Source organism: Echinicola soli (genome assembly GCF_006575665.1).
In the GTDB taxonomy this organism is placed as follows: Bacteria; Bacteroidota; Bacteroidia; order Cytophagales; family Cyclobacteriaceae; genus Echinicola; species Echinicola soli.
In genome coordinates this window covers 1,305,335-1,318,538 of sequence record NZ_CP041253.1, presented here as the reverse complement: position 1 = coordinate 1,318,538, position 13,204 = coordinate 1,305,335, and the positions used below count along the sequence as shown (strand labels likewise).

The window sequence follows — 13,204 nt, the reverse complement described above, 5'->3', positions numbered from 1 at the left end:
CCCGCGGTACAGTCGACGGGACAACAGGACAACGCTGGTATCTTCAACAAATCCCGCGTCAGAGACAGCGGGTTTTGAGAATAGTATATCCCTTTTACTTCTACTGCATTTTTACCCAAATCACCAAAGGGCCATCCGCTTCGATTGCTTGCCCTCCACTTGGTTCCTTAACCCGTATGCTTTTGATAATCCGTCCAGAAGCTGCATGGATGACCAATGCATCACCGTTTTCTGGCCACTGGATGCCAAATTCTTTTATGGTATTAACTGAATTACTGTGCGGTAGATAAATCAACACTTCTCCTTCCTCATTTTGCATCCACCAATTATCATCATCCTCATTTTTGAATTGCATTGTACTCAGACTCTCCTTCCAATCGGGATCATCCACTTCTGGTAAATTGGGCAATGAGCCTCCGGCAAAAAGCACTGCCCAGCCCATCCGACTGCCTGCGGGTGTGGAGTAGATTACTGCTTTTTCGGGGAATTTTTCGCGATACCTCCGGATTCCTTCGTAAATAGCTCCAGGAGTTTCTTTCCCTTGCTTCATTTTTCGCGCATGCTGACGAGGAGCCATGTGCTTCCCTCCCAAAGGAATGTAATCACCTTCCTCTGACGGATGCCAGTAACGAATATCGATCACGTCCACCAATTTGCTCCTTACCGGATCAGCTAAAATGGAATCCTGCACATCCTTGGTCGCACTCAGTGCGATCAGGGCATCGTTTTCTGTCTCAGCCTCCCACTCACCGATCACATCAAACCAGAATTGCGTGAAGTGCAATGGCCCTGTGTATTCGGCACTGGTAAACTGCAGTACATTGCTGTTATCAGCAAAATTGCTCAAACACTGTCGTATAAATTTCCGGTGCAACTCCCTACGCTTTGGATGGTCTACATCATAGAAATACTCATCCATAAAGATTCGCTTATCGCCAGCATAGGGAGGGGGTTCTGGAAAGCCGGTATCATTGATATTATTGGCTGCTCGCCAAGGAGCGTCTGCCCAGTGGGCTCCTGCCTCCAAGATGTTGTGCTGGAAGTAATTTTGGTGCATCAGTAAAATACCTTCCTGCTCTGCCAGGTCAGCAAACCGATCCAATCTATTCCAATAAAAATAACTGTACTTGGTCAAGTCGTATTTGCTCAACCTGTCCCAGGCTTCTCCTTGGCCACTTCGGGCAAAGGGCTGTTCGTAAAACGGCGGCCATACATCCGGATCAAGTCTCCTGACACGCTCATGATCATCCCTTCTTCGGTCGTACCAAAGCCCATAATTATGGTCAAGGGCCACACTGCCTTCAGCTTTCATGGTAGCCACTACCTCGGGAATCAAATCGGTATAGCCTTCCCCATACCTTCCTGGCACAAAACGCGTCACATGCGGACGTGCCCGCTCCACGTCGCGCGGGCGCAAGCTTCCCCGCCACCACTGGACGGATTGGGTCTGACCCGTCAAAAGCTGGCCTTTCCAGGTCAGTTTTCCATTCTTTATCGCCACACGGGGAGCAGTAGTTTTATCTGCTTTTTCTATATCAATTTTTAAATTGGAAATGGTCTTTGCTTGCGAAGCCTTGGTGTCGATGGGATTTCTTTCAGGAGCCTGACTAATCCATTCTTCCATGGTCAATAAAGGTTCCCTTGCCAAAATGGTCATCTCTGCTGCCTGCTCCACTGTGGGACTACTGGTCGGTTCGGATCCCACAGGCATCAAGAAAGGATCCAAAGGCAAACTGCCCAATCGATCTTCCAACTGTGCATAGTAAAGGCTGCGGGGCTTAACGTGGTTATTGGTTTCAATCCACTGGCCATTTCCCTCAAACTGCGCCCAAGCGCCAAAGGCCCAATTTTGCGCAGTAGGCGGGCTGTAATTTCGGATTTCGGCCGCATCGCACTGCCAGAAGACACTGTTGGCAGCCGTCCATCCGGCGCCACGCCCTTCTTGCATGCGGTTCGCAAAAACAAGGGCCTGGCCGTCAACCCTCACAATATCAAACAATACACCCGAAGCCCATCCTTGCTGGGCACCGCTAAAGCTATGGGGCAAGTAGGCCTTGCACTGCACAAAGGCATTGGGACCCGCAGTGGCCAACCCGGTGCTGAAATCGTGGTAACCATATTCCGAATAGCACCGCTGAAAAAGTGTCTGTTGTCCTTCGGTAAAAAAGGTGTTTCGGCGCTCGCCAGCTACTTCGGAAACAGGTGCCAAAGAACGGCAATCTTCCACGGTGATTCTTCTGCCAGTCTTAAAAACCGCCACGGCTGATCCAGCAAAATGCTTAAACTCCACTTGTCGCACCCATGCGTCCTGCACGTTTTCCATTGAGATGGCCGACCACCGGTGGTCTTCATCTTTTGGGTTAGACTGATCATAGGTGGACTGCATGGAAAGGTTCTCGATTCCCACATTTTCTATTCTCCCTGCCCATTGATAATCCAGCACATATCCTCCTCCATATTCTTGGTCGATAGCATTCGTCAAGGGTACATCCAGCGTAACTTTTCCATTGGCATTTTTTGTGACTGTTCTGTCCCAATATTGGTTATGTCCACCGGGTTTCCAACCTATCCATCCTGTCTCCCCACCGAATTCCTTCATTTCAAGCTCATCGATCCACGCTTGTGTGGACGGACGCACCACCATGACGTTGGTACCTGCTGAGATTTTTCCATCTACCGTTACTTCCTGGGCATTGACAGGAACGAAATCTTCAGTGATGTTCAGTGTATCGCCAAATTTGCGATCATCCTTTCCCAGTATGCGAACAAGGGTTTCACGGGTTTTGCCTGTACCGAGCAAGATCGTTTCTCCCTGGCCACTTCCCCTGAGCACTACACCGGATTGTGAAAACTGAAGCTGTCCAGCGACCCTATAGGTTCCTGATCCCAGCAAAACAGCTCCTCTAAAGCCATTTCCATCTGCAGAAAGCCCTCCAACATAATCTATCGCCGCTTGTATATGGGCAGTAGCATCTCCCTCGACAGGTGAAACCACTACTTTAACGGGCACCGTGGGAATTGCTTCCTCACTGGCCATAAACCCGCAATAGGAAAAATCCAGTAGCCTGTTGCCATGTTCATCTTTCTGATAATGAAGTTTTCCATCTTGGTGGCCAATTGGGTTTTCGTCCTGCCTTGCCATAAGCTGCGAAGACCAACATACCAAAAGGCCAAGTACCACAAAATTCTGGAAGAACCTTCTCCCAGAATTTTGGATACCTATCAAGCTTATATTATTGCTATAAAACTGTTTCACCTTTAGCTTATTGATTATTAGCGGCTTTTTGGCGCTCAAACATGTCCTTTTCAGCCTGCTTGAGGTCATAGCCTAAATCTGAGAGGTAGTTGGTGATCTTTCCTTTGTATTTGCCAAACCAAGCATGCTTGGCATGGGAAGATCCTGCATCCATCGCATGTTCCCTGGCCTCTGCCAACCAGTTCCATATCTTGTCCTTTTGCTCTTGCGTAAGGTCGGGCAACATCTCTTGGTACACTTTATATGTGTTTGGAGCCACTCCGTAGGTCATACCATCCTTTACTTGATCCACTTGCTCAGCAGTCAATTCAGAAGAAAGCTGTGCAAGGTACTTTTTGTGCAGTTTGGCCATGGACTTGTTGGCTTTCTTTTCAGCTTTATTGATTTTCTTTTCCTCCTTCTTACCATCATACATTTCCTTGGCCGCATCGATCTGCTTGTCGCGCTCGTCGTGGATCAGGCTGAGGTTTCTGTATTGTTTGGCAATATAATCGGTTACTTTATCGGCTTTTTGAATATCCGAAATGTCCATATTATCCACGATCTTCCTGGCCCGCTCATTGGTCACTTTCACATATTCCGGATCAAAGCCCTGGGCATTCGTTAATTGCGCCAGGCCCATCATCATCATGGCTGCAAACAGGAGTGATTTTATGTTCGTTTTCATCATTGGTTTATTTTGCTTTTTCTTCAGGAGGGATTTCTTGATCGTCAAAATGTGCCCTCCAAGGGTATAAAGTTTAGTTATTGTTCTACTCAAGTCTCAATACTCATATCTCACGCCTCCTATCTAAAATCTAGCGACTAACATCTTAATCCTGCAAGAGTCCGCCTTTCTTCGCCACTTCCAGCAAGGTATCGTGGTTGTTTTCCCAGTTGGTCCAATCTACTTTTTTGGTCGGGTCTATACCATTGAGGTATTTCTCGAGGTTGGTATAGCCATCTCCGTTGAGGTCTTTAATGGCGTCTGACGGATCATTGGGATCGAGACCATGTTTTTCTTCCCAAGCATCCGGGATACCGTCACCATCGGTTTCCTGATATGGCTGGCCTTGGTAATCTGGATAACCGCCCACTTGGTCAGGATGGACAATAATTCCCTTTTTGTACGAATCCTTTGGCAATCTTCTGTTGATAAATTCCGTTCCGATTTCCATTTCTTTCCCTTTCGGTGCATTGATTTTACCGCTTTTGACGGTCTTTACGATCCGCTGATCCACCGCATCCCGCTTGGGCAAAACAGCTCCGGCATTGTCCAATACAAAATCATAAGCTTCTTTGGCCGACATGATGTTTAGCGGTGCCATTTCGAATGGCTTGGATTGGCGCATATAAGCAAAATGCTTTTCCCTTTCTTCAGGACTAAGATCTCCCGGCTGCACGCCACCGTCCCAGTTGTCAGCGGTCACCTTTGGATTACCCTCTACGAAGTTTCCTTCCACATAAGCCCTGCCAAAGGTCTTGGGATCCAAATAGCCGGACTCTGGTTTGATGATCCGATAGCGGATGGGTTTGTCTTCGGGAGTCATCGGCCCCGGCTTGTAGTAGTTATTGATGATATTGAAAAGGGACCGATAATCGCCGCCATCCACGGATCGGTTCCACCAGTTGAAGAGCACATTATTCACAAAGGTGAAATCTCCATACATTCCTACTGATGGGTTTCGGGAAATGTTATTGGCCCATAGGTTTCGGATAAAGGTGCTGTTCAGTCCACCAATGGTGCTGCCAAAAGCGTGGTTATAGGTATCCAGTCCTTCGGATGAAATGGTATTTTGGATGGTAATATTTGCCGCGGGCAATTTCTTTCGATCAGAATTTTCATTGGCCGTAAACATATTGCGGTACATGGAGATATTTTCATCCAGACCCCAGCTCACCGAACAATGGTCAATGATGACATTGCCCATGGGATCACCGCTCAGCGCATCGTCTCTGCGCGTCACGTCAGTAGCCCCTCTTCGGAACCTCATGTGCCGGATGATCACATCATGTGTATCCACTGCAAAGGTCTCACCAGCCACACAAATTCCATCTCCAGGAGCTGTCTGCCCAGCAATAGTAACATAAGGAGCCCTGATGCTGATGGCTTTTTTCAGTTGGATGATACCAGCTACATTAAATACGATGGTCCTGGCACCGCCAGCCTCACAGGCTTCCCGGAGGGTTCCCGGGCCACTATCTGCCAAACTGGTCACGACGAAGATCTTCCCTCCTCGTCCTCCAGGGGTATAGGCACCGCCACCTTCAGCTCCAGGAAAGGCAGGAATAGCTGCTTTCACAAAGTCCTTGGGATAAGAAGCCCAGCGCATGTAAGGCCTGCCTTCTGTGGCTTCTTTTTGGATGGTAGGGTAGATTTCGTCCCACACCTTCTCCAGCCTTGCTTCTTCCAAGGCCATCATGGAATCGGTTTTGGACTGCATGGCCGGTGGGATTTCAGGGTATTGGGCAAATGCTTCCATGCCCAATAGTGCCGATACACCCATCATGATCAAGCTTTTTTGCCAAAATGACTTTTTCATAGCCAACATGTTCAGTTAATTTTAGGTTTAGAGCAGTAGCTTAACAAAGCGATGCCGATTGTTAATATTGCAAGCCAAAGAAAGCCGGCGATACTGTAGGAATTCCTTAAATTGCTTATGTAAAGTTACTTAATAAGGTAGCGAAACCTTCCTGAACTATCCTGCTAAAAAGCCCACATTGCGCCTGAATGGGGATATTATCTACCTGAAAAGGGATATTGGGAGCATGAAGATGGAGCGATAAAATTGATTGGATTAAACCATCAATGTTTTCTTTAATGAGGCTGTCCTATAAATCAGTCCCCCCTCATCACGGCGAAACGAAGTGATCTCGATGTACCTCAATTGCACGCAATAAGGCGATTGTACTTCCCTGATTATAGTTGACCGGATTAATTATTAGATTTCATTGTCAAACATAGTAACAATTGGTCTTTCCCTAGATGAAAGTTTTGACCAATTCCTTTCAAACCTTCCCAAGCCTTTACCCATTATTGGTTATGACGGGGCCGTGCCCAGGCAGGGACTCAATGTTTCTTAGTACAGGGGCAGAGAACCAGCACAACCGCGTCTTAGCGTTGTCCCGCCGTCTCTGACACGGGAGCACAAAGACTGAGCCTCCCGACTCAACCTTATGTTTTTGCTATCTGCATTTTTCTCTTTGCTCTTTTCTCCGATCTACCCCACCTAACCTCCCCCGTCACGGCGGAGAGGAACATCCGTACTCATGTCTCACTACTTGATACTTACATCTAGCTACTTCCACCTTGTCCAGCCTGAAAATCAAATCGTAACCATTTTTCCCTTATCTTCGAAACAAAATGAGCTTTTTGCTTGTTACAGACCAAACGAAAAGAAACTATGACCTGGAAAGCAATTGATCACCTCGAGCAAATCCAAAAAATCAAAGAAGAAAGCAAAAACCAACCGGTGCTGATCTTCAAGCACTCTACCAGCTGCAGTATCAGTGGAATGGCCTGGAACCGGCTTCAGCGCAATTGGAAAGAAGAAGACTTCGCAAAAGTCCGTCCATACATACTTGACCTACTGAGCTACAGGGAGATCTCCAATGCCATCGCCCAGGAGTTTGCGGTGGATCATGAGTCCCCCCAGGTGATCCTTCTTAAAGACGGCATGGCTTATTATGACAGCAGCCACATGGGCATCAATTACCAAGATATTATCGATATGGTTTAAGTGTTTTAAGGCTGGTTACCTTTACCTATATCATTGGGAAATTCAAAAAACCTGAGGATGGAGGCCGGTCTGGCCGTAGAGGATTCGGGCCTCCACGTGGCGGAGCGAGAAGTTGGTAATACCATAAATAACAAATCATGTAGGGGAATCCCCTTCTCGCTTGATGTCGCCTTCCTCAATATGGAAATAAGCAATATCAGCTTTGATATCCTGCATGATCTTTTTGGTGCGCTCAGGACGGGCGTCTGTGATAAATAACTGCCCGAATTCATGATGGGCCACCAATTCCATCATTTTACCTATGCGGAAATCATCCAACTTATCAAAGATGTCATCCAAAAGCAGCAAGGGCTTGGTACCCGTTTCTTCCTTAAAAATCTGAAACTGGGCAAGCTTTAGCGCGATCAAAAAGGACTTCTGCTGGCCTTGGGAACCAAATTTTTTGAGCGGATAGCCATCGATTTCAAAGACAAAGTCATCTTTGTGAATTCCCGCATTGGTCCGCTTCAGGATCAGGTCCCGCTGGAGACAACTGTAAAAGTGCGCTTCAAAATCCGTTTTCTGGCATTGGCTTTCATAACGGATCTCTACGGTCTCCCGTTTTCCTGAAATCTCCGCATAATGGTGAAGGAGATAGGGCTTAAAGCGATCAATAAAGGCTTCTCGCTCCTGATAAAGCCATTTTGAAAGCTGGATCAGTTCCAGGTCATAGGGCTCCAGTAGACTTTTGTCCATCCTATTCTGTTCCACAAACTTCTTGATCAGGGCATTTCGCTGCTTCAGAAAATGCTGATACCGCACCAGCTTGCCAAGGTAATTTTTGTCAAGCTGTGACAGTAAGGTGTCAAAGAATTTTCGCCGCTCCTCACTTCCTTCCTTGATAAGGGAGGTATCATCCGGCGCAATCAACACCACCGGCAAAAGCCCAATGTGCTCACTCATTTTATCGTAAGCTTTACCATTGTTAAGGACTTGCTTCTTCTTTTTGGCTTCCAGGATGCACTGGATTTCCACTGATTTTCCCGCCTTGTCAAAATCCCCCTTCATCGAAAAGAAAGCTTGGTCGTGCCGGACATTCTGGATATCCACAGGGTTAAAGGCACTTTTGGTCAGGGACAGGTAATGAATGGCATCTAGCATATTGGTTTTTCCACTTCCATTGATGCCAAGGAAACAGTTTATTTCAGGGCTAAAAGCTACCAGGGCCTTTTCATAATTTTTGAATTGGATTAGCTGGAGGCTTTTTAAGTGCATAGGAGGCTTTTTATTTTACTTATCAGTACAAATGTAAGGAGAAGCGTGTTTTATGAAAGTATTTCTTTTTATGAGTGTAAATGCTGAGTAGCTAAAAACCCATGCCGACAAGCCAGTATTTCTAAAGCTCCAAGCTCTTTTGATAGGTTTACCAGTACTTTCCCAATCGATTAACCCTACTGTAATACAGAAGGTTACGCATCTAATCATGAGGCCGGGACATTGTGCCGTGAAGAAAAGCCCTTTGATGTTAGCTGGATTTTAGTACTTCATTTATAAGCTTATTCTTTCAATTTTAAGTAAAATTTACTTTTTTTTGCTTAGTTTAAGCATGTTCACCTACCATCACACACTTTGGCTCAGAATTTGATTCTTTCACTCTTATAATGAAACAACTAATATCAAAAACCTTCTGTCTACTTGTAGTTGGGATGATCTTTTTGGGGTCATCAGCTTGGGCGCAGCACGACGATTCCAAGGAAATTGCCATTTCCATTAAAGCAGGTTCCAGTAAGGATCTGGCGGCTTTTTTTGATAGAAATGTAGAATTAAGTATCAATGGAAACGAGGGAGATTACTCCAAGAATCAGGCAGAATTGGTCATGCGGGATTTCTTCAAGAAGTTCACACCTAGCGACTTTGATATTGTGCATCGGGGAACTTCCGGTAACCAGATAGAATATTTTATTGGCACCTATGATAGTACTGGCACAAAATTCCGCATCCTGATCAAATGTAAAAAAGATAGCGACGGCTGTTCCATCTACTCTCTGGACATTACCAAGGAGTAATGTCCTCTCATCACCATATTTCTACTAAATAGCTGGGAAGTTGTTCCCGTTAAAGGCCTCCCTTTCTCGAATTTTCTTATTTTTACGGTGTGAAAGAAAACTACTTAACACGGGAAAATCTGGAAGCATTTATCCAGTCTGCCTTTAGGGAAGACGTTGGGGAAGGAGATCATTCTACCCTTGCCGCGATTCCCAAAGACAAAGAAGGCAGCGCTCAATTATTCATTAAGGAAAACGGAATCATTGCCGGTCTGGAATTGGCTGAGCTGATTTTTCATTCTTACGACAAGGAACTGGAAGTGCAACTCCTCTTGGAAGATGGGCAAGAAGTAAAGAAAGGGGACATTGGCCTTAAGGTCATGGGCAAAGCAGCTTCCATACTCACCACCGAAAGACTGGTGTTGAATTGTATGCAGCGAATGAGCGGTATTGCCACCAAGACCCACCGATTGACCAAGCTTATTTCCCATACCAATGCCAAGTTATTGGATACCAGAAAGACCACGCCAAACTTCCGGATGCTTGAGAAGTGGGCAGTGGCCATTGGAGGAGGAGAAAACCACCGTTTTGCATTGTATGATATGGTCATGCTCAAGGATAACCATATCGATTTTGCGGGCGGCATTGAAGCTGCTATCACAGCGACCAAAAGCTATCTTAAAGAAAACTTGCTGGATCTTAAAATCGAAGTAGAGACAAGAAACCTTGAGGAGGTAAAAGAAGTTTTAAGAGTAGGAGGGGTAGATGTCATCATGCTGGATAATATGCGCTATGACATGATGCGAGAAGCCGTCACCCTTATCGGGGGCCAAATGCTTACGGAAGCATCCGGCGGTATTACCGAAGAAACACTCAAGGATGTCGCTGAATGTGGCGTGAACTATATTTCTGTAGGTGCACTTACCCACCACGTCAAAAGCATGGATATCAGCCTTAAGGCTGATTGATATTTTTCTGGAAACTACTAAAACACCATGAAAGTCGAAAAGCAATTTATTCAGTGTCTGGTCGTACATAAGCCTGATGAGGGTTACCGACTTAGCCACCAAATTCACCAAGCATGTATAGAAGCCAAGACAGTGGCAGTTTTGCCCTCATGGGATGATGCCATCCAATACCTCAGGGATGGAAACAATGCAGACGTGATTTTGGGGAGTTATGAGCTTACCGATCTGCATCCTTCTGTTTTTGATAAAATGAATAAGTTTATCCCCATCGTGTTTACCTCTGCCAAACCTTTTGTGACCGAAAAAGCTTTTGCGCTCAATTGCCTTGATTTTATCAATGAAAATTGCTCTGATGAGCGCTTGACCAAGACATTTGAAAAATTCAAATTACTCTATCCCAAAGCTAATCCTGGCGAAGAAAAAGCAAAGCCAACTGAAACTGGCTCATCCCAGAAAACACGTTTCCTAGTAAAATCAGGAGAACAACTCTTCCAAAAGAACCAGGAAGATGTCGCATTTTTCTTGGCAGAAGGGGGCCAAACCTACTTGGTGGAGATGGTAAGCGGCGAGTATTACCTTATGAGCAATAAGTTGATGGACCTGGAAGAGCAGCTAGACCCCAGCCGATTTTTCAGGGTCAATCGCAGTATCATCCTAAATGTAAAAGCTATCGGGGCTATAAAAAAACACGTAAATAGCCGGCTGAAAATCACGCCTAAAGTCGCCTATAACGATGATATCATCGTCAGTCGTGAAAAGGTAAGTAAGTTTAAGAAATGGGTAAGCCAGTAGTAATGAGGGAATAAATGGGAGTTCGGCTTATGGCTTCGGCTGCCCCGACGTAGTTGATAGAGGGTCATGTGAAAAAGTTGATGGGGGATTAGGGTTGGTTCCGATAGCACGCAGATGGCGCAGATTAATAAGATTTGCGCTGATTTTTTTATGATGGAGCACGCATTCCTATTGCTAAATTAAAGAGAATTATGCTTACCAAAACCACCTGGAAATCTCTCATCCCCCAGAAATATTGCTTGGTTCTTGATAGATTGAGGGATTACAATGGAATTACAAACATTTAAAAACTTCCAACTCCCCATTTCAATTAAAAAGCCCACCTCCAATGCTGAAGATGGGCTTTCAAAGTGTTTAGTAGCTATTCCGGCTTTGTAAATAGATCATTTTGTAATCACACCAATTTCTGCAAACGAAGCCTCCTTACCGTCCAGGGTTTTGCTGGCCTTTAGCCGGATAAATTTTGCATTTTCAGTACCAAAAGTGATTTTCTGCTCAATGGGGCTTGCGGCAATATTGCCAAATTCCCCTTTGCGGACCGTCTTCCAGTTGCCTCCATCGGTGCTTATGGCAAATTCATACTGCTGAATCACACCAGACATGTACCTGCTTTGCATCGGCATGTATGTAAAGCCTTTAAGGTCTACGGCAGCTCCCAGATCAATTACGACTTCATTATTTTTACTGGTGTAGTTGGTATGGAGATTTTCATCAATTGCTTGATCCGCCTTATCGGCTCCATTTATCACTTTCCAGTTTGCCTTGGCCAGATCAAAATCCACACGCCCTACTTCACTGGTCTTTCCTGAGGCTTGGTCAATGACAATTGCCTGGACGGTCTTTGGTGTGATCACCTCAAAAGGTGATTCATACTTTTTACTGTCCTTGCCCGGCGTGCTGCCATCAGTGGTAAAATAAATATCTACCCCTTGATCTGCTGCCTCCAAGCTCACCATTCCCGACACAGAACGAGAGATTTCAGGAGCCATAACGACCTTTGGTGCATTGAAGATGCCTATCTCGCTGATGGTCGGACAGGCCTTGGCATCCGTAACGGAAAACCGCACTGAAGTGGCCGTCACATCAGGAAATCTCAAAATCCTCTTATAGCCAATAGTGGTCTCACTGGCAATTTCCTCCCAGCCGCTTTCAGTCTCTACCTCCACGGTAAAGGCCTTCACACGCTGCCCCAAGGCAATATATTCCTGTGCCAGAAAGCGGTTAAATGTAGTAGGCTTATCGAAGGTCACTGTAAGCGTTCCCGAAACAGTACCATCAGTGGTGGCCCAATAAGTGGATTCATCATCATCCATGGCCATTGCTGCTCCATACCCCTTGCCTCGCGTTTCGGATGCCGCTATTTCGCCTTTTTCACTCGCCAAATTATGTGCAAAATCCTCCTTGATCTTATCGGCCAATTTCTGTACTTGCTCAGCATCCTTCTCATGGATCAGGCCTCTGCGATCCACCGGAAAATTGAGCAAAAGTGAACCGTTTCGGCCCAAACTTTCATAATATATATCGAGGAGTTTTGGCAGAGATTTTACCTTATGGTCTTCATAAGGGTGATAGTACCAGCCTGGACGAATGGAAACATCCACTTCAGCTGGTACCCAGTGGGTGCCATCTTCCTGACCCGCCGAATATTCAGAAGCATATTCCGGCATACCGCCGTACACTTCGTCCCTCTTGAGATTGGACCAAGTAGTTTTATAAGCATGGCCTTCCTCGTTTCCCACCCAGCGAATGTCCGGCCCACCATCGGAAAAGATCACTGCATTGGGCTGGAGTTCACGGATGATGCTATAGGTGTTTTCCCAATCATAATAGTTCCTTTTGTCCACACGGCGTTCTTCATTGGCTCCGCCATAGTAGCCGGTACCGCCATTGGCACCGTCAAACCACACTTCAAAGACTTCCCCATAATTGGTCAGGAGTTCTCTTAGCTGCGTCCTGAAAATATCAATATATTCCGGCGTTCCATAATGGGGATTGTTTCGATCCCAGGGCGATAGATACACCCCAAACTTCAGCCCATATTCCTTACAGGCCTCCGAAAGTTCCTTGATCACATCGCCTTTTCCGTCTTTCCAAGATGAATTCTTTACAGAATGCCCGGTAGTAGCTGTTGGCCAAAGGCAAAAACCATCATGGTGTTTGGCGGTAATGATGATGCCTTTCATACCGGCATCTTTGGCCACTTTTGCCCACTGCCGACAATCTAGCGCTGTAGGATTAAAAGTCTTGGGATCCTCATCGCCCATACCCCATTCCATATTCGAAAAAGTGTTCATATTGAAATGCACAAAGGCGTAAAATTCCAGGTCTTGCCATGCCAACTGCCTTTCTGAGGGCACCGGTTGTACAGGTGCAGGAGGAGCGGCTTCCTTTTGCTGGCAGGAAAAGGCTACCAGCAATAATGCTAAATACTTCTTCATGGTGGGT

At 46.0% G+C, this 13,204-nt stretch carries 9 protein-coding genes; 4 read left to right on the top strand and 5 right to left on the bottom strand.

Features of this window, described 5'->3' with window-relative positions; translation table 11 throughout:
- Nucleotides 1–100 precede the first annotated feature (100 nt).
- The 3 genes from FKX85_RS05500 to FKX85_RS05490 all read right to left on the bottom strand — a co-directional run bounded on the left by FKX85_RS05500 (nt 101) and on the right by FKX85_RS05490 (nt 5,787).
- Entirely contained in the window at nt 101–3,256 is a 3,156-nt protein-coding gene (locus FKX85_RS05500; protein WP_229239780.1) for a DUF6298 domain-containing protein, read from the bottom strand.
- A 7-nt stretch (nt 3,257–3,263) separates the two neighbouring features.
- Nucleotides 3,264–3,926, bottom strand: a complete 663-nt coding sequence (locus tag FKX85_RS05495; protein ID WP_229239779.1) for a DUF3826 domain-containing protein — start codon at nt 3,924–3,926, stop codon at nt 3,264–3,266.
- Nucleotides 3,927–4,068: 142 nt separating this feature from the next.
- The gene (locus FKX85_RS05490; RefSeq protein WP_229239778.1) at nt 4,069–5,787 is read right to left on the bottom strand and encodes a polysaccharide lyase; all 1,719 of its coding nucleotides are present in this window, start codon (nt 5,785–5,787) and stop codon (nt 4,069–4,071) included.
- Between the two features lie 852 nt (nt 5,788–6,639).
- Here FKX85_RS05490 and ytxJ point away from each other — a divergent pair.
- Nucleotides 6,640–6,975, top strand: coding sequence for a bacillithiol system redox-active protein YtxJ (gene ytxJ / locus FKX85_RS05485; protein WP_141613770.1), 336 nt, complete (start codon nt 6,640–6,642; stop codon nt 6,973–6,975).
- Nucleotides 6,976–7,110: 135 nt separating this feature from the next.
- Here ytxJ and recF read toward each other — a convergent pair whose 3' ends face one another.
- Nucleotides 7,111–8,229 (bottom strand): DNA replication/repair protein RecF, encoded by a 1,119-nt coding sequence (gene recF, locus FKX85_RS05480; protein ID WP_141613769.1) that lies wholly within the window; start codon nt 8,227–8,229, stop codon nt 7,111–7,113.
- Nucleotides 8,230–8,615: 386 nt separating this feature from the next.
- On the opposite strand from recF, the gene FKX85_RS05475 reads away from it, so the two are divergent.
- The 3 genes from FKX85_RS05475 (at nt 8,616) to FKX85_RS05465 (ending at nt 10,759) form a co-directional block, all read left to right on the top strand.
- Nucleotides 8,616–9,020 carry a DUF4783 domain-containing protein gene (locus tag FKX85_RS05475; RefSeq protein WP_229239777.1) on the top strand — a complete coding sequence of 135 codons (405 nt, stop codon included), beginning with the start codon at nt 8,616–8,618 and terminating at the stop codon, nt 9,018–9,020.
- A gap of 89 nt (nt 9,021–9,109) precedes the next feature.
- On the top strand, nt 9,110–9,967 hold the full coding sequence (nadC, locus tag FKX85_RS05470) for a carboxylating nicotinate-nucleotide diphosphorylase (RefSeq protein WP_141613768.1): 858 nt from the start codon (nt 9,110–9,112) through the stop codon (nt 9,965–9,967).
- Nucleotides 9,968–9,994: 27 nt separating this feature from the next.
- Nucleotides 9,995–10,759 carry a LytR/AlgR family response regulator transcription factor gene (locus FKX85_RS05465; protein WP_141613767.1) on the top strand — a complete coding sequence of 255 codons (765 nt, stop codon included), beginning with the start codon at nt 9,995–9,997 and terminating at the stop codon, nt 10,757–10,759.
- A 383-nt stretch (nt 10,760–11,142) separates the two neighbouring features.
- Here the strand turns inward: FKX85_RS05465 and FKX85_RS05460 are convergent, their stop codons facing one another.
- The gene (locus FKX85_RS05460) at nt 11,143–13,197 is read right to left on the bottom strand and encodes an alpha-L-fucosidase (RefSeq protein WP_141613766.1); all 2,055 of its coding nucleotides are present in this window, start codon (nt 13,195–13,197) and stop codon (nt 11,143–11,145) included.
- Between the last annotated feature and the right edge of the window lie 7 nt (nt 13,198–13,204).